At 70.8% G+C, this 26158-nt stretch carries 19 protein-coding genes, 5 tRNA genes, 1 pseudogene and 1 riboswitch; of the genes and pseudogenes, 10 read left to right on the top strand and 15 right to left on the bottom strand.

The genetic code is table 11. The annotated features are described in order from the left end of the window. Positions 1-240: 240 nt before the first annotated feature. Both LUZ64_RS12925 and LUZ64_RS12920 read right to left on the bottom strand, forming a co-directional pair. On the bottom strand, positions 241-1347 hold the full coding sequence (locus LUZ64_RS12925; protein ID WP_232389873.1) for an HNH endonuclease: 1107 nt from the start codon (positions 1345-1347) through the stop codon (positions 241-243). Positions 1348-1505: 158 nt separating this feature from the next. Further along, a complete protein-coding gene (locus LUZ64_RS12920; RefSeq protein ID WP_095579428.1) occupies positions 1506-1985 on the bottom strand; it encodes an SRPBCC family protein in 480 nt (159 codons plus the stop codon). Between the two features lie 126 nt (positions 1986-2111). Between LUZ64_RS12920 and LUZ64_RS12915 the strand changes: the two genes are divergently transcribed. Further along, the gene (locus tag LUZ64_RS12915; protein WP_095579429.1) at positions 2112-2552 is read left to right on the top strand and encodes a MarR family winged helix-turn-helix transcriptional regulator; all 441 of its coding nucleotides are present in this window, start codon (positions 2112-2114) and stop codon (positions 2550-2552) included. Positions 2553-2667: 115 nt separating this feature from the next. Continuing rightward, positions 2668-2967, top strand: a complete 300-nt coding sequence (locus LUZ64_RS12910; RefSeq protein ID WP_095579430.1) for a hypothetical protein — start codon at positions 2668-2670, stop codon at positions 2965-2967. Between the two features lie 86 nt (positions 2968-3053). Here LUZ64_RS12910 and LUZ64_RS12905 read toward each other — a convergent pair whose 3' ends face one another. The 11 genes and pseudogenes from LUZ64_RS12905 to LUZ64_RS12855 form a co-directional block, all read right to left on the bottom strand. Then, complete coding sequence (locus LUZ64_RS12905) at positions 3054-3998, bottom strand: aldo/keto reductase (protein ID WP_095579431.1); 945 nt, start codon at positions 3996-3998, stop codon at positions 3054-3056. Positions 3999-4027: 29 nt separating this feature from the next. After that, the gene (locus tag LUZ64_RS12900) at positions 4028-5521 is read right to left on the bottom strand and encodes an MFS transporter (protein WP_095579434.1); all 1494 of its coding nucleotides are present in this window, start codon (positions 5519-5521) and stop codon (positions 4028-4030) included. 174 nt (positions 5522-5695) lie between these two features. Next, positions 5696-6907 (bottom strand): annotated as a pseudogene (locus LUZ64_RS12895) (M23 family metallopeptidase). A 386-nt stretch (positions 6908-7293) separates the two neighbouring features. Continuing rightward, positions 7294-7438: riboswitch (cyclic di-AMP (ydaO/yuaA leader) on the bottom strand. Positions 7439-7694: 256 nt separating this feature from the next. After that, positions 7695-8840, bottom strand: coding sequence for a PP2C family protein-serine/threonine phosphatase (locus LUZ64_RS12890; RefSeq protein ID WP_308251411.1), 1146 nt, complete (start codon positions 8838-8840; stop codon positions 7695-7697). A 418-nt stretch (positions 8841-9258) separates the two neighbouring features. Further along, complete coding sequence (locus tag LUZ64_RS12885) at positions 9259-10935, bottom strand: DEAD/DEAH box helicase (RefSeq protein ID WP_232389874.1); 1677 nt, start codon at positions 10933-10935, stop codon at positions 9259-9261. A gap of 242 nt (positions 10936-11177) precedes the next feature. Next, positions 11178-11381, bottom strand: a complete 204-nt coding sequence (locus LUZ64_RS12880; RefSeq protein ID WP_037661310.1) for a cold-shock protein — start codon at positions 11379-11381, stop codon at positions 11178-11180. A 224-nt stretch (positions 11382-11605) separates the two neighbouring features. Beyond that, entirely contained in the window at positions 11606-12490 is an 885-nt protein-coding gene (locus LUZ64_RS12875) for a DUF6227 family protein (protein ID WP_267897241.1), read from the bottom strand. Between the two features lie 636 nt (positions 12491-13126). Next, positions 13127-13199 (bottom strand) — tRNA-Lys (locus LUZ64_RS12870). Positions 13200-13331: 132 nt separating this feature from the next. Beyond that, entirely contained in the window at positions 13332-15587 is a 2256-nt protein-coding gene (locus LUZ64_RS12865; RefSeq protein WP_095584886.1) for a DEAD/DEAH box helicase, read from the bottom strand. A 203-nt stretch (positions 15588-15790) separates the two neighbouring features. After that, positions 15791-16300, bottom strand: coding sequence for a hypothetical protein (locus tag LUZ64_RS12860; RefSeq protein WP_232389875.1), 510 nt, complete (start codon positions 16298-16300; stop codon positions 15791-15793). Positions 16301-16619: 319 nt separating this feature from the next. Further along, positions 16620-16970: a metallopeptidase family protein gene (locus LUZ64_RS12855; protein ID WP_087930580.1), complete on the bottom strand. Its 351-nt coding sequence runs from the start codon at positions 16968-16970 to the stop codon at positions 16620-16622. 229 nt (positions 16971-17199) lie between these two features. On the opposite strand from LUZ64_RS12855, the gene LUZ64_RS12850 reads away from it, so the two are divergent. The 6 genes from LUZ64_RS12850 to LUZ64_RS12825 all read left to right on the top strand — a co-directional run bounded on the left by LUZ64_RS12850 (position 17200) and on the right by LUZ64_RS12825 (position 22140). Beyond that, positions 17200-17272, top strand: a tRNA-Glu gene (locus LUZ64_RS12850). Positions 17273-17311: 39 nt separating this feature from the next. Further along, positions 17312-17386: transfer RNA gene (locus LUZ64_RS12845), tRNA-Asp, on the top strand. A gap of 24 nt (positions 17387-17410) precedes the next feature. Continuing rightward, positions 17411-17484: transfer RNA gene (locus tag LUZ64_RS12840), tRNA-Phe, on the top strand. 97 nt (positions 17485-17581) lie between these two features. Continuing rightward, the gene (gene hrpA, locus LUZ64_RS12835) at positions 17582-21565 is read left to right on the top strand and encodes an ATP-dependent RNA helicase HrpA (protein WP_095579583.1); all 3984 of its coding nucleotides are present in this window, start codon (positions 17582-17584) and stop codon (positions 21563-21565) included. A 126-nt stretch (positions 21566-21691) separates the two neighbouring features. Beyond that, positions 21692-21766 (top strand) — tRNA-Asp (locus tag LUZ64_RS12830). 107 nt (positions 21767-21873) lie between these two features. After that, a complete protein-coding gene (locus LUZ64_RS12825; RefSeq protein ID WP_095579586.1) occupies positions 21874-22140 on the top strand; it encodes a DUF6274 family protein in 267 nt (88 codons plus the stop codon). Positions 22141-22621: 481 nt separating this feature from the next. Here the strand turns inward: LUZ64_RS12825 and bldC are convergent, their stop codons facing one another. Then, a complete protein-coding gene (gene bldC, locus LUZ64_RS12820) occupies positions 22622-22828 on the bottom strand; it encodes a developmental transcriptional regulator BldC (RefSeq protein WP_003949541.1) in 207 nt (68 codons plus the stop codon). A 501-nt stretch (positions 22829-23329) separates the two neighbouring features. Next, positions 23330-24175 carry a DUF8083 family protein gene (locus LUZ64_RS12815; protein WP_095579582.1) on the bottom strand — a complete coding sequence of 282 codons (846 nt, stop codon included), beginning with the start codon at positions 24173-24175 and terminating at the stop codon, positions 23330-23332. 201 nt (positions 24176-24376) lie between these two features. Between LUZ64_RS12815 and LUZ64_RS12810 the strand changes: the two genes are divergently transcribed. Together LUZ64_RS12810 and LUZ64_RS12805 are read left to right on the top strand one after the other, a co-directional pair. Continuing rightward, complete coding sequence (locus tag LUZ64_RS12810; protein WP_372471955.1) at positions 24377-25510, top strand: Leu/Phe/Val dehydrogenase; 1134 nt, start codon at positions 24377-24379, stop codon at positions 25508-25510. A gap of 386 nt (positions 25511-25896) precedes the next feature. Next, complete coding sequence (locus tag LUZ64_RS12805; protein ID WP_087927421.1) at positions 25897-26154, top strand: DUF3073 domain-containing protein; 258 nt, start codon at positions 25897-25899, stop codon at positions 26152-26154. The last annotated feature ends 4 nt before the right edge of the window (positions 26155-26158 follow it).

Below are 26158 nucleotides of genomic sequence, written 5' to 3'. Positions count from 1 at the left end.
ACTCCGCGCGATGCTCCATCACCAGCCGCACAGCCTGGCTACGAAGCGTTGAGTCAATCTTCTTGGGCATGGCGCCCATCCTCTCTGCTAGCTCACAACGGAGCGGCAGAGAAGTCGGAACGGTTCAAAGTGGAGTATGAGCCTCGGAGTCGGCGTCATCAGCGGCTAGATACGAAAGGACTCCTAAACGACTCCACCACCCGCCCAGGCGAGACACCGTCATACGAACTCCTCGGCAGGTCAGGCAGAATGGACTTGTCGCGACTTCCTCGACTCAAGACGATCGCGGGCACAGCGGTGCATGTTCCAGTGCTTACCAAGCCACTTGCGGTGATCAATGGTAATCGCGACAGATAGCGGCCGCCCCTGCAACTGGGCGTAGGTCGGATAGCAGGCCAGGTCGCCGGAAACATCTACTGTCTGTGTCTCGGGGTTGACGGCGATGAGGCCAAGGTCGAAGAGTCGATGCAGGTCGCGACGAAGGAGTAGGCCCCCGCCCTTGTAATGCCTCCCGTTGGCCGCATAGCTGTAGAGATGGGCCGCTTCCAATGCTTGTTCGGGTCCAGGGCCGGTGAAAGCGCAAACTGAACCGAAAGTGGTAAGCAAGTCTTCTCGAAAAGCGGGCTGCCCGACGCGGGCCCGCACCGTAGTCTCGCGATGGCCCCCTGCAACAATCTCTCGAAGGGTGTCGACGATAGTCAACGGGGTGGGCGCCTTACCTCTCTCAATCCTGGCCCGAAAGTCATCCCACCGTAGGCGGCGCAGGCTTAGCTGTGACCCCGGCTTCTCGCACAGTTGGCGTAGCTCAGCCCCTGAGGCTAGACCGCGTAGATCAATCCACGCGGCTTCATGTCGGCTTCGGTAAGTCGTGACCGTGATCGACCTAGTGGCTGGCTCACTGAACTCCTCCTTACACTTCCAGCACTTGTACTCGGGAGTCATCGTCTTGCGAGGAGCGACGTCAGCCCGCCCACAAAACGGGCAAGACTGTAGAATTTTCTCACCTCGCCCCTTCTCGATCGCCTCGATGACCGAGACCCCGAGCAACGTCTTGGTGTCCCATAGCGCGATCACATCACCGACCGCCACCGTCGCGGCGTTCGGAACCCGTTCATCCCAGCTGTAGTGGCGGAACGGATCGTCGTCATACCCGTCTCCGGCACGCTTGCGCTCCTCTACCGCGATCACCAACCAGGCCGTCATCTGACCCCCCGAGCCGCTCAACGCCACTCCGCCCTCAGTCGGAGCAACCCCCACAGATTCAATGATGATGCGATTAACGTATCGCGCTGTGACGGCACTCTCGCCACTGGTTTCCATCGGCCGACGCTTGAAGAGAAGGCTCATTAGCTCCTCGCCAAGCGCCCGCGCGCGCCAGGCCGAAACCGGGCCAACGTCATGAGCCGCTAGACCTCCAGGCCCACCGTGAGGCCTACCCCTCCTTCGGAAGCCGGGGCGCGCCTTTGCGGGCACCTCGACAACGCCCGGAATGAGGCAAGCCAGCCTCAGCGCGTGATGAGCGCGCGGCCCGCCGCCACGTTCTCGCGGGTGCGGGCAAGCGTCGTCCGCAGGGCCTCCAGATAGCCCTCGCGTACGCGTTCCGCCTGGTGGTCGCCCTCCTCGCCCTCGGCGAGGTCCATCGTGGCGCTGAAGGTGAGGGTGAGGCCGGTCTCGTCCTCGCCGATGTCGTTGTGGATCAGCCAGGTCGCGCGCTCGTCGTCGCGGGAGAAGGTGACCCGGCGCTTCGGGTGGAAGGTCACTTCCTCCCGTACTCGTTCGCCGTGGATGACCACTTCCCGCACCAGGCCCTCCGGCCCGCGCTCCACCACGGTGCACTCCTGCATCCCGGGCACGTACGGCACCGCGTTCTGCGCCTTGTCCAGCAGCCCCGCCCACACCTCGTCGCGGTCCAAGCGCACCTGCTCCGTCCGGCCCGGCTCGTCGACGGGCTCGTTGACGGGCACGGTCGCGGTGATGGTTCGCATGGCTTCCTCCCCTGGGGACGCTTATTGCTTGTGCGGCCAATTAAATGTCTGACCGGCTTGTTTCGCAAGCAGCCGCCGAGATCTTCCCTCCCCCACCCCCTACTCCTTGCTTGTACAATCAATTTCATGTCCGCCACCCACGACACCGTCAGTCACGCCCTCGCCCGCGTCGCCCGCCTCCACCGCATCGCCGCCGGACAGCTGCTGCGCCGCCTGGGCCTGCACCCAGGGCAGGAGTTGCTGATGATGCACCTGTGGGACCACGGCCCCCAGCCTCAGGCCCAGTTGATCGACCTGCTCGGCCTGGACGCGTCCACCGTGACGCGCATGGTGCAGCGGCTGGAGCAGGCCGGCTTCGTCCGGCGGCAGCGCAGTGACACCGACCGCCGGGCCGTCCTCGTCGAGCCCACCGCCGCCGCGCAGGCGCTTCAGGAGCAGGTCGTCCAGGCCTGGCAGCAGCTGGAGGAGCTCACCCTGCACGGTCTCGACGACTCCGAACGAGCCGCCGTCTCCAGGCTGCTGGGCCGGATCGAGGGCAATCTCGGCCCTGCGGCCTCCGGCTCGTAGCGACACAGCGCACCAGCCGCCCCGCCCCCGCCCCGACCCGACCCGACCCCAAGATCCATGCGCCATGAAGTTAGCTTGGAGCGAGCAGTTCGTTCCTTGATGCGGAGGTTGCGGGATGGGTCGGATTCCGACGTCTGTTGTTGCCGCTGGTGGGCTCGTCGGCGGGTACGGCATCGCCCGGTGGACCAAGAAGCGGCCCCTCGGCGGGGTGGCGCTGGCGGCCGCCGGGGCCGTGGCCGCCCGGCAGTGGAGCGGCACGGTCGGGGCGCCCAAGGCCGCCGCGCTGACCGGGCTCTACGTGGCCGCGTTCGGCGGGTCGCACCCGCTGGCCAAGAAGGTCGGAGCCTGGCCTTCCGTCTTCGCCGTCGCCGGTGGGGTCGCGCTCGCCTCCTGGGTCGTGGAGAGCCGGGCCTGAGGCGTATACGTATACGGACGGGGTGGGCGCCGCTCTTCGCGCGCCCACCCCTTCGCCTTACGCCCCCGCTTCGCGCCCCCGTCGCCTTACGCCGACGCCTCCGTCAGACGCGCCAGCTCCGCCTCCGTGAGCTTCAGGTCCGCCACCGCCAGCAGGGCCGGCAGCTGCTCCACCGTGCGGGCGCTCGCCAGCGGCGCCGCCACCGTCGGCTGAGCCGCGAGCCAGGCCAGGGCGACCGTCGCGATCTCGGCGTCGTGCGCCGCGGCCACCTCGTCGAGGGCCGCCAGGACGCGCGGGCCACGCTCCGACGCCAAGTACTTGCCGGCCCCTTCCGCCCGCGGGCTGTCGACCGTGGTGCCGGGGCGGTACTTGCCCGTGAGGAAGCCGGACGCCAGGGCGTAGTACGGCACCGCCGCCAGGCCGTGCCCGGCCGCCACCGCCGCCAGTTCGCCCTCGTACGTCTCCCGCGAGACCAGGTTGTAGTGCGGCTGGATCGCGGCGTACTTCGCCAGGCCGGAGGCGTCGGAGAACGCCAGGGCCTCCGCCAGGCGCTCCGGGGTGATGTTGGAGGCGGCTATCTCGCGGACCTTGCCCTCCTTCACCAGCGCGTCGAGCGTCGAGACGAACTCCTCGACCGGGACGGACGGGTCGTCGTAGTGCGTGTAGTAGAGGTCGATGTAATCGGTGCCCAGGCGGCGGAGGGAATCCTCCACGCCCGCCTTGATCACGGTCGACGACAGCCCGCGCGGTTCGGGATATCCCGCGCCGACCTTGGTGGCCAGCACGATGTCGGCGCGGTTGCCACGGGAGGCGAACCACTTTCCGATCACCGTCTCGGACTCACCGCCGCTGTTCCCGGGGACCCACGCGGAATAGACGTCGGCGGTGTCGATGAAATTGCCGCCCGCCGCGGCGTACGCGTCGAGGACCGCGAAGGACTCCGCCTCGTCCGCCGTCCAGCCGAAGACATTGCCGCCGAGTGCCAGCGGGTGTACGGAAAGGTTGCCGATCTTCTGGTGGATGTCAGCCATGTTCCGGTTTAACTCCCTTACGGGGGTGGTTATTCCGCGGTCGCCGGTACGGGATCCGGGCGCTTCGCCGACAAAGGCTCCGCGATCGATTCCAGGGAGCGCCCCTCCGCCCGTACCGCGAGGAACGCCGCGACCAGGCCCGCCAGGCACATCAGCGACGCGCCTATCCGGAAGGCCAGGACCGTGTCGCCCACGACGCCGCTGCTGGTCAGGTCCGAGAAGAGCAGCGGCCCGCTGATGCCGCCGGCCGCCGTGCCCAGGGCGTAGAAGAAGGCGATGGCCATGGCTCGCGTCTCCATCGGGAAGATCTCGGAAACGGTGAGATAGGCGCTGCTCGCGCCCGCGGAGGCGAAGAAGAGGACGACCGCCCAGCAGGCGGTGAGGGTCGTGGCGGTCAGCCGGCCGGCGCCGAAGAGCCACGCCGTACCGAAGAGCAGGACACCGGAGAGCAGATACGTCGACGAGATCATGACCCGCCGCCCGACCGTGTCGAAAAGCTTCCCGAGCACCAGCGGGCCGATGAAGTTGCCCGCCGCGATGACCGCGAAGAAGTAGCCGGTGCGCGAGGTGGAGACGCCGAAGAACGTCGTGAGGATGGCACCGAATCCGAACGTGATGGCGTTGTAGAGAAAAGCCTGCCCGATGAAGAGCGACAGGCCCAGGACCGCCCGCCGCCGGTATCGCGAGAAGACCGTGCGGGCTATTTCGCGGAACGTGACGGGGCCCCGTTGGTGGATGGTGATCTCACCCTCGGGTGGCGGCAGTCCGTGCCCCTTCTCCGCCTCCACCCGCCGTTCGATCGACGTGACGAGGTCCTCGGCCTCCTTTCCCCGCCCGTGGATGAACAGCCACCGCGGGCTCTCGGGCACATGGCGGCGTACGAGCAGGATGACGAGCCCCAGGACGACGCCCAGCGCGAAGGTCAGCCGCCAGCCCACGTCCATGGGGAAGATGTCCGTGTCCAGCATGACGAGGGACAGCAGGGAGCCGCCGACCGCGCCCAGCCAGAAGCTGCCGTTGATGATCAGGTCGACGCGGCCCCGGAAGGCGGCGGGTATCAGCTCGTCGATGGCGGAGTTGATCGCCGCGTACTCACCCCCGATGCCGAAGCCGGTCAGGAAGCGGAACGCGAAGAACCACCAGGAGGAGAAGGAGAGCCCGGTGAGCGCGGTCGCGGCCAGATAGACCGCGAGCGTCACGATGAAGAGCTTCTTGCGGCCGTACTTGTCGGTCAGCCGGCCGAAGAACAGCGCGCCACCGCACGCCCCGGCCACGTACAGCGCCGCCGCCAGGCCCGTGACCTCCCCGGATGTCACGGGCAGACCGCTGCCGGACTCCGACAACCGGCCCGCGATGTTGCCGACGACCGTGACCTCCAGGCCGTCGAGGATCCACACCGTGCCGAGGCCGATCACCACCGTCCAGTGCCACCTCGACCAAGGCAGCCGGTCGAGCCGGGCGGGCACGGAGGTGGTGATCGCCGCGCCGGGGGTGGTCGCGTCTGGCGTCGCGTGAGCCGTCACGCGCGCCGGGTAACCGTTCACGCGCCGGATATGCGGGCCGGGACCGCGCCAGGGGCTCCGGGACCGCGCCAGGGGCTGCCGGGGCCGCGCGAGGGGCTGAGGGCCTCCCCCGGCACGGTCCCGGGCACGCGGCACGGTCCCAGGCACGCGCCCGGTGTACCGCCACGACCCCCGCTACGGCTGAAGGCCCCGCGCCCGCAGCCACGACAGCGGGGCCACCGGACCTCCGCCGCCCGGCCTGACCTCCAGGTGCAGATGCGGACCGGTGACGTTGCCCGTCGCCCCCACCCGGCCGATGACGTCCCCGGCCGCGACCTTCCCCGACGTCACGACCATCGACGACAGGTGGCAGAATCAGAGCTCCGTACCGTCGTCCAGCCGCAGCACGATGCGGTAGCCGTACGCCCCCGCCCAGCCCGCCTGGGTGATCGTGCCGCCGCCCACCGCCTTGACGGGCGTACCCGTCGGCGCGGCGAAGTCCTCGCCGGTGTGGTTCGCGGACCACATGCCGCCCGCCTGGCCGAAGCCCGCGGTCAGGGTGTACGAGCCGACCGGCAGGCTGTACGAGCCCGAGCGCGCGCCCGTACCGGACCCCGAACCGGAGCCCGAACCGGAGCCCGAGGACGACCGCGAGGAAGAGCCCGATGACGAGCCCGACGAAGCCCTCGAAGACGATCCGGAGGACTCCTCGGAGGACGAGGACGAGGACGCGTGCTCCTTCTCCTCCTTCGCCTGGGACTCCGCCGCCTTCTCCGCCTCGGCCGCCTTCCGGGCCTCCGCCTCCGCGGCCCTGGCCTCCTCCGCCCGCTCCCGGGCGGCCTCCCGCTGCGCCTCCGCGGCCTCCCGCGCCTTGGCGTCGCGCGCCTCGTCGTCGGCGGCGTTCTGCTGGTACTCGGCCTGCTGGAGGATGCGGGCGCGCAGCGCCTCGCCCGCCGTCGCCGTGCCACGGGCCTCGTCCTCGGCGGACAGGCCCGCCCGGGTCAGCGGCTGGTCGGCACCGGGCGCGGCGGCGGCCGCTTCGGACGCGGCTCTTCCGGAATCGGCGGCGGCCTTCCCCTTCGTGCCGGCACCGGCGTCGCCCTTGCTCATGAACGCCCCGACGCCCGGAATCCCCGACAGGTCCGGCACGGATATCGGGGCCGGCGGGCGGTCCTGCGCGCTCGCCATGCCGCCCGCGCCGACGGCCGCCATGACGCCGACGCCGAGCACCGCGCCGCTGCGGGCCATCGTGCCGCCGCGCTGTTTGGCCACGCGGTGCCGGCCCCGGGCGGAGGCGGAGGACGAGAAGAAGGAGGACGTGGAGGCGGGGGCCGAGGGCCCGGCGGCGACGGGTCCGGGGGCCTGTTCCGGCTCGGCCCGGTCCTCCGGATCGACGTACGCCGGCATGTATCCGGGAACGAGTCCCGGCACGGGCCCGGGCATCGGCTCGGACCCGTAATCGGCCGTGTACTCGGGCACATGGGCGGTTTCGTAACCGGCCTCGTACGGGCCGGACGGATACAGGCCGGACGGATACGGGCCGGACGCGTACCCGGCCTCGGGCCCGGTCTCGTACGCACCTTCGTACGCGTCTTCGTACGCGCCTTCGTGCTCCCCTACGCACCGGGACGCGTATTCGGGTGCGTATTCCGCTACGTGCCCGGGCTCGGGCGCGTGCGCCGCGCCGTACTCCGTCGCGTACGGCATGCCGTCGTACCCGGCGGGCAGCGAAGGGGCGTGCGGCAGTGGACTGTCGCCAAGGGCAGGCTCGTTGGACGCCACGGGGGCGTTCTCCTTTCCTTCCTTCTCGCCTACCGGGTTAGCTGACGGGTTCGGAGCAGGAAGGTCTCCTACGGGCCGGGGTGCGGCCCGATTCACCCCAGGGTGGGTGGTTCCCCGGTTCCCAGATACCGCTGGTGGATCAGGTGGAGCTGTGCCCGAGGGATTCGGCGAAGGCGCACGGCGCCGCCTCTTACGGCGGTTGTGAGGACCGCGCTGCGTTATCGAACGTTAATAGACTTGCCAGCCGGAATCCAAGCCGAAAGCGTGAATCCGCAGGCTTCTTGGCCAGACTTTACGATCGCCCGCAGATGATCATTCGTCAGTTCGCACATCCGGGCACTTATCTGAGCAGGTATCCGTTCGCACAACCGACCGCCCTTCGGCGGTGCCCCGTGGGGGAAATGCGCATCGATCAAGATCGACTACGGACGGTGTCCACCGGCTTCGGCAGCGCGGTCGCGCCGGCCGCCGTCCCGGTCACCGCGCGCTGGAAGCGGCCGTCCCCGCGCCGAATGGCCAGCAGCGCCATGTCGTCCTCCGTGTGCCCGCCCGAATGGTGGGTGACGTCCATGACGAGGACGTCGAGGAGCGACTCCGGGCTCCTGAAGGGGCGTCCGGACAGCCGGGCCCGCGGGTCGTAGAAGACACCGTTCGCGTCCCGGGCCTCCGTCACCCCGTCCGTGAACAGCAGCAGCATCGTCCCGGTGGGGAACTCCCATTCCTCCACCCTGTCCGGCCACATCCCCAGCTCCCCCATCCCGAGGGGCAGGGCGGGAACGGTCGGCTCCGCCTCCCCGACGCGGCCGTCCGCGTAGAACAGGAGGGGCGGCGGGTGACCGCGGTTCACCAGGCGCAGGACGGGCTCGCCGGGCACTATCTCCCCCAGCACGGCGGTGGTGAAGCCCTCGAACTGATCCAGGTTCGCGCGCCGGGAGCCCTCCCTCTGCAACGCGCGCTCCAGACGTGCCGCGAGCCCCTCCAGCGTGCGCTCCTGCTCGGCCGCCTCCCGGAACGCCCCGATCACCACGGCGACGGCCTCGACCGCCTCCAGGCCCTTGCCCCGTACGTCGCCGACGATGACGCGTACCCCGTGCGGGGTGTCCTGGACGGCGTAGAGGTCACCGCCGATCCGGGCGTCGGCCTGCGCCGCGACGTAGCGGGCCGCGACCCGGAGGCCGTCGATACGGGCGGGGGGCACCGGCAGCACGGCGCGCTGCGCGGTCTCGGCGATGCCCCGGGCGGAGGCCAGCTGCTGGGAGCTGCGGCGGGCGAGGCGGTTGATGCCGAGAGCGAGGAGGGAGACCACCGCGATGGCGAGGACCTCGCTCAGGGACGCGCCGAGGTCCTCCGTGCGGACGTGGAAGGCGAGCCCGATCGCGGCCGCGGTGGCCGCCGCCGCGGCACCGGCGGTCGCGCGCCAGGAGGAGAGGGGGGCCGCGACGAGAGGGGCGGCGGAGAGGAGAGGGGCGCTGGTGTAGTGGGAGGGGGTGGCGAGGTCGAAGAGGACGCCGAAGGCGATCAGAGCGGCCGGGAGCCGGCGGGCGACCCGCCTGGCCACGGGATTCCGGTGCCCGTTTCGGTTCCCCACCGCGCTCTCTCCTGACCGGACGTCCCGCACGTCACGTCCCTACCCTTCCGGGTGGGGGTGACGGGGGCGAACGGTGGTGGGCCAAGCGGGTGCGGGGCGCGGGCGGCGCGGTGGCTACGGCGGGTGCGGGCGGGGGTTTTCCCCTTCCCGCACCTTCCCGAAAGTCCTCAGGCGCCGGGCGGGCTGAAGATCAGCCCGCCCGGCGCCTGGGAAACGGGTCCGGAGCCGAGCTCCGGGGGCGAAAGAGGGGGCGAGGCCGGGAAAGCCCCCGCCCGCTGAGGCCCAGGAGAGACCACGGGCGCCCCCGCCCGCCGCGGGCCGGGCAAGACGGTGGATGCCCCGCCCCACGCCCTAGGAGGGACGGCGGGCGCCCCCGGCCCGCTGTGTCCTACGAAGGACGCCGCGCGCCGCCGCCCGCGCCGCCGCTGCTGCGGCGGGGGCGGCCGGCCCCGTTGGCGGGGCGGCCGGCGGCGGACCGGCGGGAGCCGTTGCCGTTGCCGCCCGCCGCGAGGCCGCGGAAGCCGCCGCCACCGGACCCGCCGGCAGCGCCCGGCTCCGTGCGCGTACGACCGCGCCCGCCCCGGCTGCCGCGCGAACCGGTACCGGCGGCGGAACCGCCCGCCGCGCCCGAGCCGGAGCCGCGCGAACGCGAACGGGACGAGGACTTGCCGGAGCCCTGCGGCTGGGCCGGGGCCGGCGGCGTGATGACCACCGCGACACCGCTGGGCTCACGGGCACCGGTGATACGGACGAGCTCCGGGTCACGCGGGTGGGTGTTGATGACGTTCGGGGTGATCTTCGCCGTGGCCATCATGCGGCTCATCTCACGCCGCTGCTCGGGCAGCACCAGCGTGACGACCGTGCCGGACTCGCCCGCGCGCGCCGTGCGGCCGCCGCGGTGCAGGTAGTCCTTGTGGTCGACCGGCGGGTCGATGTTCACGACCAGGTCGAGACCGTCGATGTGGATGCCGCGCGCGGCGACGTTCGTCGCGACCAGCGCGGTGACCTCGTCGGTGCGGAACAGCTCCAGGGTGCGGTTGCGCTGCGGCTGGCTCTTGCCGCCGTGCAGCGCGGCCGCCCGTACGCCCTCGGAGAGCAGCTTCTTCACCAGCCGGTCGGCGCCGCGCTTGGTGTCCACGAACATGATCACGCGGCCCTCACGGGCGGCGATGCGCGTGACGGCGTCCTTCTTGTCCTGGTCCGTGAGGTGGAACAGGTGGTGGTCCATCGTCGAGACCGCGCCCACGGACGCGTCGACGGAGTGGGTCACCGGGTCGGACAGGAAGCGGCGGACGAGCCGGTCGACGTTGCGGTCCAGGGTGGCGGAGAACAGCATCCGCTGCCCGTCCGGGTCCACCTGGTCGAGCAGCTTGGTGACCTGCGGCAGGAAGCCCATGTCGGCCATCTGGTCGGCCTCGTCCAGGACCGTGATCGCCACGTCGCCGAGCTTGCAGTCGCCGCGCTGGATCAGGTCCGCGAGCCGGCCGGGGGTGGCGACCAGCACCTCGGCGCCGCGCGCCAGCGTCTGGGCCTGGCGGCCGATGGACATGCCGCCGACGACGGTGGCGATCCGCAGGTTGACCGCGGTCGCGTAGACGCTGAGCGAGTCGGTGACCTGCTGCGCGAGCTCACGGGTGGGGACGAGCACCAGGGCGAGCGGGCGGCCGGACTCGGCGCGGCGGCCGGCCGTACGGGCCAGCAGCGCCAGGCCGAAGGCGAGGGTCTTGCCGGAGCCGGTGCGGCCGCGGCCGAGCACGTCACGGCCGCTGAGGGAGTTCGGCAGCGTCGCGGCCTGGATCGGGAACGGCTCGGTGACGCCCTCGCGGGTCAGCGTGGCGAGCAGGCCGTTCGGCATGTCCAGGTCGGCGAAGGAGGCCACGGGCGGCAGCGCGGGCGTGGTGGAGACGGGCGTCTCGAAGTCACCCTGCAGCGGAGCGGGGGCCGGGCGGCGGCGCGCGGACTGGCCGCCGCGGCCGGACTGGCCGCCACGGGACGGCTGGCCGGCGCGCGAGCGCGGGGAACCGCCGCCGTCGGAAGAGCGGGCGGGGCGGGCGGAGCGAGTCATACGGGGACCTTCCCTCAATGGGGTGGCACGCCCGAGATGAGGACTTCGCATCGCGAGGCCCGTCCGGGACGGACGGGCGGCGGAAAAGCCTGGGCGCGCTGGTGCGGGGGCGACAATGGGGCCCGCACCCAGTGGTGCGGGCCCCATTGCGTCAAGCGTGATGCGGTGCCCGGCAGGGCCGAAGGGCCTGGGCCGGACCGGTCGGAGGACCGGTCAGCCGACTGCCGGGCGGGCGATCATCGTCAGGCGGGGACGATGTTCTCGGCCTGCAGGCCCTTCTGGCCCTGCGTGACGTCGAAGGAAACCTTCTGGCCCTCGAGGAGCTCACGGAAGCCGGAGGAGGCGATGTTCGAGTAGTGGGCGAAGACGTCCGGGCCGCCGCCGTCCTGCTCGATGAAGCCGAAGCCCTTTTCCGAGTTGAACCACTTCACGGTGCCAGTAGCCATGTCTATCTCCTTGTGAATGGGATGGGCCCCACACCGGAATAGACCGGCTAAAAACAAAAATGCGCCTTCGGCTACATAACCGTCAGGCGCACACGAGTTCATGGGTACCACAACTGCAACTCGAACGACCATAACACACGTCGGCGGCCCCCGTAACCCCCCTTCCGCCGACGATCACGCCCGGACCCGCACCCACGCCCCCGCCGGGCCGCGCGGCCCGCCCGCTACAGCTCCACGCCCTGGGCGCGGGCGTGCCGGTCCGCCGCCACCTCGGCCTCCGCCTCGTCGAGATAGACCTCGCACACGAGCCTGCCGTCCGTGTTCATGTTGTGCTCCAGCTCCCAGAGGCTGACCTCGCCCCCGCCCTCCAGCAGGAACGCGTGCTCGTAGAAGCGGCACCAGGTCGCGTCCCGGCCCGCGCCCCGGCGCCTGGGCTTGGTGATCAGCGCGATGTGGTGGCCGAGCGCCCCCTGGAGCAGCTCGCGCACCACCTCGCCGGGGCCGTCCTCGTTCTCCGCGCGGCGCAGCAGGCGGCGGGCGTGGTCGGGCGAGGCGTCGCAGACGTACTCGCGGCGGGGCCGGGTCGGCCCCATGGCGAGCAGCAGCTCCTCGGCCAGCCACGCGGGCAGCTCCTCGGTCTCGCCGCCGGGGCCGATGCCACCGCCGATCCGCTCGTGCACCCTGCGCTCGGCGCGGTCGAGGGCGTCCTCCCGGGCGTAGAGCTCGTAGAGGAACTCCTCCTCGGTGCCGGTGTCGTGCTCCAGCTCGTACAGCAGCAGGCTGCTGCCGTCGGCGAGCAGGAAGACATGGCGGTAGGTGTTGCAGCGCAGGGGGCGCGACTCGTCGTTGCGCTGGCGGTACGAGCGGAGTTCGGCCTGGTGCATCAGGGCGGTCCGCAGCCGGGCGAGCACCGGTTCGCCGATCTCGAAGCCGTTCTGCGCGCGGTCCAGCAGCTCGCGCACATGCTCGGCGGGGGTGGTGCCGTCGCCGCGCTCCCCGGCGGGCCGGCCGTGCGCCGGGCGCGCCGCGGACTCGGTGCGCCCCTGGCACCGCTCGCGCTCCGTGCGCCCGCTCCCGCTTTCGCCCTCACCCGCTCGCGAGTTCTCCACGGCCCTCGACCTCCCGACCTTCGCCACACCCACCCCGCGCACTTACCGTAGCGGCGCGAACACGGCAGGGGGGCGGGATTCCGGCGAACTCGTCGGATGAGGGCCCGAGTCAGCGGAAGCGATGGTTCAGGGGTCTTCTCCCGACTCCCCCGCCGGGGCGCGCCCGAAGCGCATGTCCCGCTGGTCGCCGGGGAATTCACGGCCGGAGCCGCCGGAGGGGGCGTCACCCGGCGCCCGGGCACCCGGCGTAGGCGCCCCGGCGCCGCACCCCTCCACAAACCGGCGCGCCTCCGCCCGGCGCCCCCCGGCGGCCCGGACGACCCGGCTGGACGGAAACGGCACACGAACGGCGAGAGGTGGGCGACGCGCGACAAGAGGCGCACGTGTCGTGCGATAGCCCTTTGGTACGACATCGACGCGAGGAAGCCGCGGAACGGCTCATACGGAAGAGAAGAACGGTGCATACGGAAGAGATGTCTCCGCATACGTACTCCGCCATAGACACTCCGCCGGGCCGGCGGTCTCCCGCGCGGCGGCCCGCGAAGCGTCTCCCCACAACAGCGGAACGCCCCGCCCGGTAAGCCCGGACGGGGCGCTCCATCGCAGGTCAGCCGGGTTTTCCGGCGCCTGCCGCGGTAGGCCGTGTGGGACTCGAACCCACAACCAATGGATTAAAAGTCCACTGCTCTGCCAATTGAGCTAACGGCCCGCACCCCGCAGCATAGCCCGGCCGACCGCGTTATCCCGAGTCGTTATGGCCCACGCAACGGCCGGGGGTGGCGAAGCAGAGGGGCCCGTACGACACCGATGTGTCGTACGGGCCCCAAGTCACCTGCGGTTATCAGCCGTTGCGCTTCCAGCGCGGCTTGTCGTCACGGCGGCCGAAGGAGCCGGCGCCGCTGCTGCCACGGTGGTCGTCACGACGGCCGTACGGGCGGTCGCCGCCGCCGGAGCGGTGGCCGCCGGAGGGGCGGTCGTCGCGGCGGTCGCGGTTGAACGGGCGGTCGCTGCCACCGGAGCGGAAGCCACCGGACGGGCGGTCGTCGCGACGGAAGCCACCGGAGGGGCGGTCGTCACGGCGGAAGCCGCCACCGGCCGGACGGTCGTCGCGGCGCTCGTCGCGACGGAAGCCACCGGACGGACGGTCGTCACGGCGGAAGCCGCCCGAGGAGCGGTCGTCACGACGGTCATCGCGGCGGAAACCACCGGAGGGACGGTCGTCACGACGGTCGAAGCCACCACGCTCGTCACGGCGGAAACCACCGGACGGACGGTCGTCACGACGGAAGCCGCCCGAGGAGCGGTCGTCACGACGGTCATCGCGACGGAAACCACCGGAGGGACGGTCGTCACGACGGTCGAAGCCACCACGCTCGTCACGGCGGAAACCACCGGACGGACGGTCGTCACGACGGAAGCCGCCCGAGGAGCGGTCGTCACGACGGTCGTCACGACGGAAACCACCGGAGCGGTCGTCGCGGCGGTCGAAGTTGCCACGCTCGTCACGGCGCTCGTAGGCCGGGGCGGCCTGGGCGGGCACCGCGGCGGCGGCAGCGGCGGCCTGCTCGGCCTGGGCCTCGTTGGCGGCGGCCTCGGCCGCGGCGGCCACGGCGGCCTCCGGGTCCTCGCCACGCTCGCGGGCGGCGCGCGCGGTCAGGCGGTCGGCCTCCTCGCGGAGCTCGGTCGCACGGCGCTGGGCGCGCTCGAGCTGACGGGTGAGCTCCTGCAGGTCGCGCTCGGCCTGCTTGGCGGCGTTGGCGGCGGAGTCGGCCTGGACCTCGGTGAGGGAGCGGGCGCCGGTGATCTTGGCGACCTCCTCGTCGAAGGCGCCGGAGCCGCCGACGATGTGGCGCGAGGCGTCGACGCCCGCGTCCTCCATCAGGCGGAAGATCTGCTTGCGCTGGTGCGGCAGGGCCAGGGAGACGACCGTGCCGGACTGGCCGGCGCGGGCCGTACGGCCGGAGCGGTGCAGGTAGTCCTTGTGGTCACCGGCCGGGTCGACGTTCAGGACCAGGTCGATGCCGTCGACGTGGATGCCGCGGGCGGCGACGTCGGTGGCGACCAGGCAGTTCACGTAGCCGGCCTTGAAGTCCTCGAGGACCCGGCTGCGGGCGCCCTGGGTCATACCGCCGTGCAGGGCGTCGGCCTTCACGCCGGCGTCGAGCAGCTGCTCGGCGACGCGGTCGGCGCCCAGCTGGGTGCGGACGAAGATGATGGTGCGGCCCTTACGGGCGGCGATGGCGGCGGTGACCGGCGCCTTGTCCTTCGGCTTCACGACCAGGACGTGGTGGGTCATGGTGGTGACGGCACCGGCGGAGGGGTCGACCTCGTGCGTGATCGGGTTGACCAGGTAGCGCTTGACCAGGGTGTCGATCTCGTTCTCCAGGGTGGCGGAGAACAGCAGGCGCTGGCCGCCGGCCGGCACCTGGTCGAGGATCTCGGTGACCTCGGGCAGGAAGCCCATGTCGGCCATCTGGTCGGCCTCGTCGAGGACGGCGACCTGGACCTTGTCGAGCGTGGCGGCACCGCGGTTGAGGATGTCGCGCAGACGGCCCGGGGTGGCGACGAGGATGTCGACACCGCGCTCCAGGGCGTAGATCTGGTTGCCCATGGACGTACCGCCGCAGACGACCTTCATCTTCAGGCCGAGGACGTCACCGTAAGGCTGGAGGGCGTCGGCGACCTGCATCGCGAGCTCGCGGGTCGGGGTGAGGATCAGACCGCGGGGGCGCTTCTTCTCGGTGTGGCCGCCGGCCAGCGTGGACAGCAGCGGGAGACCGAAGGAGAGCGTCTTGCCGGAGCCCGTGCGGCCACGGCCGAGGATGTCCTTGCCGGCCAGGGCGTCCGGGATGGTCGCGGCCTGGATCGGGAAGGGGGTGGTGACACCGTTCTGCGCGAGCTTGCGGACGATCGCGTCGTCCAGACCGAGGTCACCGAAGGTGATCGTCGGCTCGGCGGGCTCGGCGGCCTCTTCGGCGACGACCTCGGCGGCCTCAGCGGCCTGGGGGGCGTCAACGGCGTCGACGGTGTCGACGGCCTCGGTGACGACGATCTCGTCGCCCTCGGGCATGACGGTGTTCTCAGTGGAAATAGACATGCGAAATGCGAAACCTTCCGGAGTTTCGGCACGCGCCCAAGCTCCGTGTCGGCTTCACAAATGACCGCCTCGATGCGGTCAGCCACGGCAAGGTAAGGAACGCGCCACACGGCGCGCTTCTGTCAGGCGCCGGGCAAATGGGATCAAACGATCTACCACCATACGCACCCCCCACCCCCCGGCGCAAGCCGCGCCCGAATGGCCTACGCCACAGGACCCGCCTGCGGGCCCGGCTGCGGCGCCGGCGGGGTGGTGGACGGGGGCGCCTGGGTGGCGGGCGGCGGGGGTGCGGGACTGCTCGGCGGGGGCGGCGGGGCCTGGGAGGGCGCGGGCGGCTTGCCCGGTACCGGGACGGTACCGGGACCCGAGCCGGGCGGCTTGGGCTTGCCGCCGGGCTTCCCCGGCTTCACCGCCTCCGGAGACGCCTCGGGGTCGTCGGAGGGCGAGGCGGAGGAGGACGCGGCGGTCGCGCCCCTGGCCGCCGGGCTGCCGCTCGCGCCCTTCACCGCCCGCGCGTCCGGGCGGCCGGGCCGGCCGCCCGGGATCCGCACCCCGCCGTCCGGCTCCGGCGCGGCCTCGCGCCGCTTGTCCGCGCCCGGCGACGAGGCGGGCCGCTCCGGATCGCTCACGCTCATGCACCCCCCGAGGGCCAGGGCCGCGACGGCCACGGCCGCGATCCGGGTGACGGCTGTGTGAGCTGAGGTGGAGCGCATGAAGGGGACCGCCTTCGGATCGCGTGGGACAGGCCCCCTGCCCAACTGGCCCCGCCCCGCGCAGGACACGCGCGGGGCGCTGTCACGCGCCTCACCCGCCCCCAGGGACCCGGACGCCCCTCCGGCCCCGCGCTCCCGGCCTGCCCGCCGGCCGCCCGGCGGCCCGGATCGCCGGCTCGGGCCACCGGCCGCGGATCTCGCCCCGGACCGCCGACGGACCGCTGGACCGGCTCCACCCTGCGGCCGTGACCTTGATCGCGACCGACAGCGACAGCGACAGCGCCGCAGGGTGACAGCCCCGGCCACCGGCCGCGGCCCGTCAGCCGTACCCGAGCGCGTGCAGCCGCTCGTCGTCGATGCCGAAGTGGTGCGCGACCTCGTGAACGACCGTCACCTCCGTCTCGTGGACGACCTCTTCCCGGTCCTCGCACATCCGCAGCGTCGGACCCCGGTAGATCGTGATCCGGTCCGGCAGCACCCCGGCGTACCACTCGCCGCGCTCGGTCAGCGGCGTCCCCTCGTAGAGGCCAAGCAGCTCGGGATCGTCCGCCGGGGGCTCGTCCTCCACGAACACCGCGACGTTGTCCATCAGCCGCGTCAGCTCCGGCGGGATCCGGTCCAGGGCCTCGGCGACCAGTTCCTCGAACTCCTCGCGCGTCATCTCCAGCACGCTCGCCATTGTCCGGCACGGGCGCGCTCCGCGCCGTACCCCGGAACGGCCGTCGGCGCGGTCCCGGCCACCCGCCCGCGCGGGCCTTCCCCCACCCGCGCGCCCGGCGCCACACCCGGCCCCGGCGGGCTCACGACAAGCCGCCGGCAAACCGTTTTGGCGTTTCTCCCTGCATCCCATATGCTTCTCACGTCCCCGAGGCGCTGCGAAGCGCCCAGGTGGGCCATCAGCCCTCATCGTCTAGTGGCCCAGGACGCCGCCCTTTCAAGGCGGTAGCACGGGTTCGAATCCCGTTGGGGGCACGCTTTACCGTGTGCGAGACTAGTGCTCGCACATAGCAAGGTCCTGTGGAGCAGTTTGGAGTGCTCGCCACCCTGTCAAGGTGGAGGCCGCGGGTTCAAATCCCGTCAGGACCGCTGCAAGCACGTCAGTGTTTGCGTGGCTGGGTAGCTCAGTTGGTACGAGCGTCCGCCTGAAAAGCGGAAGGTCGCCGGTTCGACCCCGGCCCCAGCCACAGCGTGAGCCCCTCGTCCTCGGACGGGGGGCTCAGTGGTTTGCCCCGGGAAATGCGTTCGCCGCTTCCCGGCGGCTGGTGCGATCCTGGACCTCGTATGTCTACGCAGCCTGCCTCCGCCACCTTCGCCGGCCTCGCCGCCCGCCTGCCCGAGCTGACGCCGCACGACGCGCAGCGCCTGGGCCGCCGGCTCGACGGTGCGCGCCGCATCCGCAAGCCAGAGGCCCGTACGGCCGTACTGGCAGAGATCTCGGCCGACATCGACGCCGCCGAGCTGCGCGTCACGGCGCGCCGGGCCGCCGTGCCCCCGATCACCTACCCCGAACAGCTGCCGGTCAGCCAGAAGAAGGACGAGATCCTCGAGGCGATCCGCGACCACCAGGTCGTGATCGTCGCGGGTGAGACCGGCTCCGGCAAGACCACCCAGATCCCCAAGATCTGTCTGGAGCTCGGCCGGGGCGTGCGGGGCCTGATCGGCCACACCCAGCCGCGCCGGATCGCGGCCCGCACGGTCGCGGAGCGGGTCGCCGAGGAGATGCGGACGCCGCTGGGCGGGGCGGTGGGCTGGAAGGTCCGTTTCACCGACCAGGTGGGCGGCGACACGCTCGTCAAGCTGATGACGGACGGCATCCTGCTGGCCGAGCTCCAGACCGACCGCGAGCTGCGCCAGTACGACACGATCATCATCGACGAGGCCCACGAGCGCAGCCTCAACATCGACTTCATCCTGGGCTACCTGGCCCAGCTGCTCCCCCGCCGCCCCGATCTCAAGGTCGTCATCACCTCGGCGACGATCGACCCGGAGCGCTTCTCCCGGCACTTCGGCGACGCCCCGATCATCGAGGTCAGCGGGCGTACGTATCCGGTCGAGGTGCGCTACCGGCCGCTGCTGGAGGAGGACTCCGAGGACTCCGACCGCGATCAGATCACCGCGATCTGCGACGCGGTGGACGAGCTCCAGCGCGAGGGCGACGGCGACATACTCGTCTTCCTCTCGGGTGAGCGGGAGATCCGGGACACCGCGGACGCCCTGGAGAAGAAGTTCGGCCGCGCCGGGGGCGCCGTCGCGCAGACCACCGAGATCCTGCCGCTGTACGCCCGGCTGTCCCACGCCGAGCAGCACCGCGTCTTCCAGCGGCACACGGGCCGCCGTGTCGTCCTCGCGACGAACGTCGCGGAGACATCCCTGACCGTGCCGGGCATCCGCTATGTGATCGACCCCGGCTTCGCCCGGATCTCCCGCTACAGCCACCGCACCAAGGTGCAGCGGCTGCCGATCGAGGCGGTCTCGCAGGCCAGCGCCAATCAGCGCAAGGGCCGCTGCGGCCGTACGAGCGACGGCATCTGCATCCGGCTGTACTCCGAGGACGATTTCCTCGCCCGGCCGGAATTCACGGACGCGGAGATCCTCCGGACGAATCTGGCGTCCGTCATCCTCCAGATGACCGCGGCCGGTCTCGGCGACATCGAGAAGTTCCCCTTCATCGACCCGCCGGACCGCCGCAACATCAAGGACGGCGTCGATCTGCTCGTCGAGCTCGGCGCGCTCGACCCCCAGCAGAAGGACCCGAAGAAGCGGCTCACACAGCTGGGCCGCAAGCTCGCCCAGCTGCCGGTGGACCCCCGGCTGGCCCGTATGGTCCTGGAGGCCGACCGGAACGGCTGCGTCCGCGAGGTGATGGTGATCGCCTCCGCGCTCTCCATCCAGGACCCCCGCGAGCGGCCCTCGGAGAAGCAGGCGCAGGCCGATCAGCACCACGCCCGGTTCAAGGACGAGACGAGCGATTTCCTCGCCTTCCTCAATCTCTGGCGTTATGTGCGCGAGCAGCAGAAGGCGCTGTCGTCCTCGGCCTTCCGGCGCATGTGCAAGTCGGAGTTCCTGAACTATCTGCGGATACGCGAATGGCAGGACATCTACTCCCAGCTGCGTACGGTCGCCAAGCAGATGGGCGTCCATCTGGCGGAGGAGGACGCCCCGGAGGACCGGGTGCACCAGTCGCTGCTGTCCGGCCTGCTCTCGCACATCGGCCTGAAGGACACCGAGAAGAACGAGTACCTCGGTGCCCGCAGCGCGAAATTCGCGGTCTTCCCCGGTTCGGCGCTGTTCCGCAAGCAGCCGCGCTGGGTGATGGCGGCGGAGCTGGTGGAGACGTCCCGGCTGTGGGCGCGGGTCAACGCCAAGGTCGAGCCGGAATGGATCGAGCCGCTCGCCCAGCACCTGGTGAAGCGCAATTACAGCGAGCCGCACTGGGAGCAGAAGCAGGCGGCCGTGATGGCGTACGAGCGGGTGACGCTCTACGGCGTGCCGATCGTGGCCCAGCGGAAGGTCAATTACGGGCGGATCGACCCGGAGACCAGCCGTGAGCTGTTCATCCGCAATGCCCTGGTCGAGGGCGACTGGCGGACGCATCACCAGTTCTTCCACGACAACCGCAAGCTGCTCGGCGAGGTGGAGGAGCTGGAGCACCGGGCCCGCCGCCGCGACATCCTGGTGGACGACGAGACGCTCTTCGACTTCTACGACCAGCGGCTGCCCGACCATGTGGTCTCGGGGGCGCACTTCGACTCGTGGTGGAAGCACAAACGGCGGGAAGAGCCGGAGCTGCTCAATTTCGAGCACTCCATGCTCATCAACGAGAACGCCGAGGCGGTCACCAAGGACGACTATCCGGATTCCTGGCGGCAGGGCCGGCTGAAGTTCCGGGTGACGTATCAGTTCGAGCCGGGCGCGGACGCGGACGGCGTGACCGTCCACATCCCGCTCCAGGTGCTCAACCAGGTCTCGGCCGAGGGCTTCGACTGGCAGATCCCGGGGCTGCGCGAGGACCTGGTGACGGAGCTGATCCGCTCGCTGCCCAAGCCGATCCGCCGGAACTACGTCCCGGCGCCGAACTACGCCAAGGCGTTCCTGGACCGGGCCGTGCCGCTCCAGGAGCCGCTCGTCACCACACTGACCCGTGAGCTCCAGCGGATGGTGGGCGTCCGGATGGAGCCGGAGGACTTCGACCCCGGCAAGGTCCCCGACCACCTGAAGATCACTTTCCGGATCGTCGACGAGCGCAAGCGGAAGATCGCCGAGGACAAGGACCTGGAAGCGCTGCGACTGAGGCTCAAGCCGAAGACGCAGGCCGCGATCACCAAGGCGTTCGAGCAGGCGTCGGAGGCCGCGGCCGAGAGCGGCGGCGGTCCCCGTGGTCCGGAGCAGCGCTCCGGGCTCACCCGGTGGACCATCGGGACGCTGCCGCGCACCTTCGAGACCCGCCGGGCGGGCCAGCCCGTCAAGGCGTACCCGGCGCTGGTCGACGAGGGCGCTTCGGTGGCCGTGCGGCTCTTCGACACCGAGGCGGAGCAGCGGCAGGCGATGTGGCGGGGCACCCGCCGACTCATCCTGCTCAATCTCCCCTCCAACCCCGCGAAGTTCGCCCAGGACAAGCTCAGCAACCAGCAGAAGCTCGCCCTGTCGGCGAATCCGCACGGGTCCATCCCGGCGCTCTTCGACGACTGCGTCTCGGCAGCGGCCGACAAGCTGATCGCGGCGCGCGGCGGCCCCGCGTGGGACGAGGAGTCCTTCCGCAAGCTGTTCGACGCCGTGCGGGCCGACATCGTCGACGCGACGCTGGACACCATCCGCAAGGTGCAGGAGGTGCTGGCCGCCTGGCAGTCGTGCGAGCGCCGGCTGAAGAGTCCGCCGCTGTCCACGTCGCTGCCGCTGGTGCCGTCCGTCGCGGATGTGCGGGAGCAGCTGACCGAGCTCGTCGGGCCGGGGTTCGTCACCGCGCACGGCGTCCGCAGGCTGCCGGACGTGCTGCGCTATCTGGTGGCCGTCGACCGGCGGCTGACGCAGCTGCCGACCAACGTGGACCGTGACCGGGCCCGGATGGCCAAGGTCAAGGAGATGCGGGACGAGCACGCCTGGCTGCTGGAGCAGTTCCCCAAGGGTCGCCCGGTGCCCCAGGAGGCCCTGGACATCCGCTGGATGATCGAGGAGCTGCGGGTCAGCTACTTCGCGCACGCGCTCGGCACGGCGCACCCGGTGTCGGACAAGCGGATCGTGAAGGCGATCGACCAGCTGGCCCCGTAGTCCCGGAGCCCGTTCCGGGTTCGCTCCGGGCCTGTTCCGGTGCGGGTCCGGATCGGGTTCGACTGCACCCCCTGACCTGCTGTAGAGTCTGTTTCGCAGCACCGCGAGAGCGGGAAAGCGAAGCAAGGTCCTGTGGAGCAGTTTGGAGTGCTCGCCACCCTGTCAAGGTGGAGGCCGCGGGTTCAAATCCCGTCAGGACCGCATTGTTTGAAGGCCCGGATCCCTTTCGAGGGATCCGGGCCTTCTTGCATCCGACCTTGACTGGGACACGTGCCAGGGGTACCCAGACAGTGGAGGTGCTGCGCTCCATGACGACGACCACCCGCACGACCGAGCCGAAGCGGACCGAGGCCATCCGGCACGAGACGAGGGCGCTTCTGCGCGCCCACCTCTCGGCCGCCTCGGGCTACCGCCATCTGACCCGACACTGCGCGGTGTGCCACCGGCTGCTGCGGCTCGCCCAGGAGGCGGCGGGGAGCCATCAGGCGAAGACCTCCGACGAGGCCCCGGACGCCGGGCCCGGGGCCGCCCCCGCGGCCGGGCCGGCCCGGGACGAAAGTCCCCGCACCGGGTGACCAACGGCGGGCGCCGCGGCGGCAGTCGGGTGGCAGTCTGGAGGCCGGACTCTCATGTTCCGGTAACCCGCGCGCTTCTTTACCGCACCGACACGGTGAGTGACAAGCGGGTTGCGCTGTGACGGGAGTCACCGAAAGAGTTTCCAGAGTGATGGAACTTACCCCCTCCCTACAACGGGTCAATTTAATATGTGCAATTGCACTCCACCCGAAAGGGTTCGGCGGGGCTCCGGCGCCGGCCCGGCGGGGCGCCAGGGGAGCGCTCGGCGGGGATCCGGCGGAGGCCGGCCGGGCATAAAAAAGATCGCGCTGGACCCGGCGGAGTCCAGCGCGATCGACGACTAGCCCAAGTCGGTGGGCAAGGAACCTGTTGGGGCAGGCCCCCGGTCGCTGTGAAGCAGGTGAAGCGGGTGGAGCTGGTTCGGGCGGCGATCCGGGTTGGGGGCCCCGGAAAGTGCCCGGCAGTGCGTCAGGCTGTTGTTCAGGCCTCGCTGCGCTGCTGCGGAATGCCCGCCAGCAGGGCGCGGACCTCCGCTTCGCGGTAACGGCGGTGTCCTCCGAGCGTGCGGATGGACGTGAGCTTGCCTGCCTTGGCCCAGCGGGTGACCGTCTTCGGGTCCACGCGGAACATCGTGGCAACCTCAGCCGGGGTCAGCAGCGGCTCGGCATCAGGGGTGCGAGCGGTCATGAGCGGCCTCCTCGGGAGAACCAGACATGGAGTCGGTTCTTTCCTCTAAATTCTGCACCTTGACCCACGTTGCCCGAAATGGCGGACGCGGGCCGAGTCGGTTATAGGACGAACGGCTTGTCCTCGGCACTACAACTACACCATCCGTCCAGCCACGTCGGCCAAACCGATGGAATTGCCCTCTCAGGTGTTCAACCTCGACGGAAGCCGATGGACCATGCCATAGCGGACAGTCACGCCACCGTGACGATCAGTCACAGCGGGATCAGGGGTCACCAGACCCGTCAAGGAGTGCAATACCGATCTATCCACCCGAAGTTGGACGGAAGGAGCCCTTCCCGGACTCCTTGTCCTATTTTGCCACGAGGCTGGGCGATGGGCGCAAGACCTAACGTAAGTGCGTTAGGTCACGGTTGCCTCATTGGCCCGGATCGGGACCTAGGTCCTGTCACCGGCGCCACAGGAGCCCTCGGGAATCTCTCCGGACACCGCTATGGGACTTCAGTTCGCGTACTGGCGGTTCCGCACCGCGCTCCAACGCTCCGTCAGCCGCTCGTACGCCTCGCCCGCCCGCGCGCCGTCCCCCGCGCGCAGCGCCGCCAGCCCCTCGGCCGTGTCGCCCGCGGAATGGTCCTCCGCGAGGTCCGCCTCCGGCACCATATGCACCAGGCCGCCGTAGTCCAGCTCGACCAGGGAGCGCGGATGGAACTCCTCCAGCCAGCGCCCCACGTCCACCAGGCCGTCGATCAGCGGCCCCTCGTCGATCGCGTCCTTGAGCGTGCGCAGCCCGCGGGCCACCCGGCGCCGGGCCTCGACCATGGGCGTGCGGTAGCGCAGCACCAGCTCCTCGCCGGGGCCCTCCCCCTTGCCGTACTCCCGCTCCTCGTCCGCGAAGAGGACGAACCAGCGCAGCGGCACCTGCCAGGTCGCCGTGCGGATCCACGGCCGGGCGTCGGGGTTGCGCTCCAGCCAGTGCTCGTAGTCCGCCTCCGCCTGGCGGCGGACCACCGGTGGAAGCGCGGCGTCCAGCACCGGCGCGGGCAGCCGCTCGGCGAGCTCCTCCAGCGCGAGCCAGCCCCGCAGCCGGGTCCGCCAGGGGCAGACGCACAGGACGCCGTCGAGGAGCGCCACGAAGGCGTCACCGCTCTCGTGCACCGGGACCGGCACCGGCGGGGTGGGCAGCAGGTCCGCGAGCGAGCGGCGGAGCTCGTCCTGCGCGCCCGGGAGGTTCTCGCGCCGGGCGTAGCGCTCCCAGTGGCCGCGTTCCGGTTCCGGGAATGCGCCCAGAGGTTCATAGACCCGCAGATATGCCGCGTACGGGACAGTCACCGACGACGCCGATCCCACGCTCGCTCCCTCAAACCGGAGGACACTCCAGGGAGTTGCCGAGCCCTCCCCGTACTGTCCAAATCGTCCCATGGCGCGGCACCTCGGGAGAGTGATCCTCGGCACGGGACCGGTCCCCCGGGCCGGCAGGTCTTACCCTCGTGCCAACCGGCCCTCCACCACCCCCGGAGGGCGACCTCCGCGACATATGGAGTCACCACAGTGGCTGACGTACGTCCCTCCCCCAAGCACTCCGTGCAGGGGGTACCCCCAGAAGCTGACGGCGTGCTGCACACTTTGTTCCGGTCCGACCAGGGCGGCCATGAGCAGGTCGTCCTCTGCCAGGACCGCGAGAGCGGCCTCAAGGCCGTGATCGCCCTCCATTCCACCGCTCTGGGCCCGGCCCTCGGCGGCACCCGCTTCTACCCCTACGCCTCGGACGAGGCCGCGGTCCTGGACGCCCTCAACCTCTCCCGCGGCATGTCGTACAAGAACGCGCTCGCGGGGCTCGACCACGGCGGCGGCAAGGCTGTGATCATCGGGAACCCCGATGAGATCAAGACCGAACAACTGCTGCTCGCCTACGGTCGTTTCGTCGCCTCCCTCGGCGGGCGCTATGTCACCGCGTGCGACGTCGGCACGTACGTACAGGACATGGACGTCGTCGCCCGGGAGAACCCCTGGACCACCGGCCGCTCCCCCGAGAACGGCGGCGCGGGCGACTCCTCCGTCCTTACGGCCTTCGGGGTGTTCCAGGGCATGCGCGCCGCCGCGCGGACCCAGTGGGGCGAGCCGACGCTGCGCGGGCGCCGGGTCGGCGTCGCGGGGGTCGGGAAGGTCGGCCACCACCTGGTCGAGCACCTGATCGAGGACGGCGCGGAGGTCGTGATCACCGATGTGCGCGCGGAGGCCGTCGAGCGGATCATCGCCCGGCACCCCCGGGTGACCGCCGTGACCGATGCCGACGTGCTCGTCCGCACCCCGCTCGACGTCTACGCCCCGTGCGCCCTCGGCGGCGCGCTGGACGACGACACCGTGGCGGCGCTCACCGCCACCGTGGTCTGCGGCGCGGCCAACAACCAGCTGGCCCACCCGGGCGTCGAGAAGGACCTCGCCGACCGGGGCATCCTCTACGCCCCGGACTACGTGGTGAACGCCGGTGGGGTGATCCAGGTTGCCGATGAGCTGCACGGTTTCGACTTCGATCGCGCCAAGGCCAAGGCGACCAAGATTTTCGACACGACTCTGGCCATATTCGACCGGGCGAAGGCGGACGGTATCCCTCCGGCGGCTGCCGCGGACCGGCTCGCCGAGCAGCGGATGGCGGAGGCGCGTACCGGTGCGCTGACCGGCTGAACCGTTCCGCTCCCTCTGTCGGGCGCCGGTCATCCGAGACCGGCCGGCGCCCGTTCACAAAGGGTGGCCCGGTCGCACGCTCGGTACCCGCACAGCGTTCCCTACAGACGGGCCGCCATGGCGGAAGTGCGAGAGATCCCTCACCACCTCATCGGCGGGTCGGCGCTCGAGACACGTTAAAATCGCTGCTGACCAGCGGGGACGGGGCTCCCCTCGGGTTGTGCTGCGTGGCACGTCATGCGGGCGACGTACCGTATGGCCGCGGAAGCAGGTACCGTTGAAGCCCTACAGGCCGGATCCTCCCCGAGGGTCCGCTCTGACTCATGAACGTGAACGCGTGTCAAGACTCTGGGGCCGTCGAGCCCCGTCACTGAGGGGGTCGAGCCATGGGGCGCGGCCGGGCCAAGGCCAAGCAGACAAAGGTCGCCCGCCAGCTGAAGTACAACAGCGGCGGGACCGACCTCTCACGTCTGGCCAATGAGCTGGGCGCATCGCCGACGAAGCAGCCGCCGAACAGCGAGCCGCTCGAAAAGGACGATGAGCTGGAGGACGATCCGTACGCTCAGTACGCGGATCGTTACAACGATGAGGACGAGGACGAGCAAGCGCCCGACCACTCCTCGACATATCGTCGCCGCGCTTGACGCT

This window comes from Streptomyces albireticuli (assembly GCF_021228125.1).
GTDB classification, from domain to species: Bacteria; Actinomycetota; Actinomycetes; order Streptomycetales; family Streptomycetaceae; genus Streptomyces; species Streptomyces albireticuli.
The sequence above is the reverse complement of the archived record's forward strand: the minus strand, read 5'-3'. Positions and strand labels throughout refer to the sequence as shown.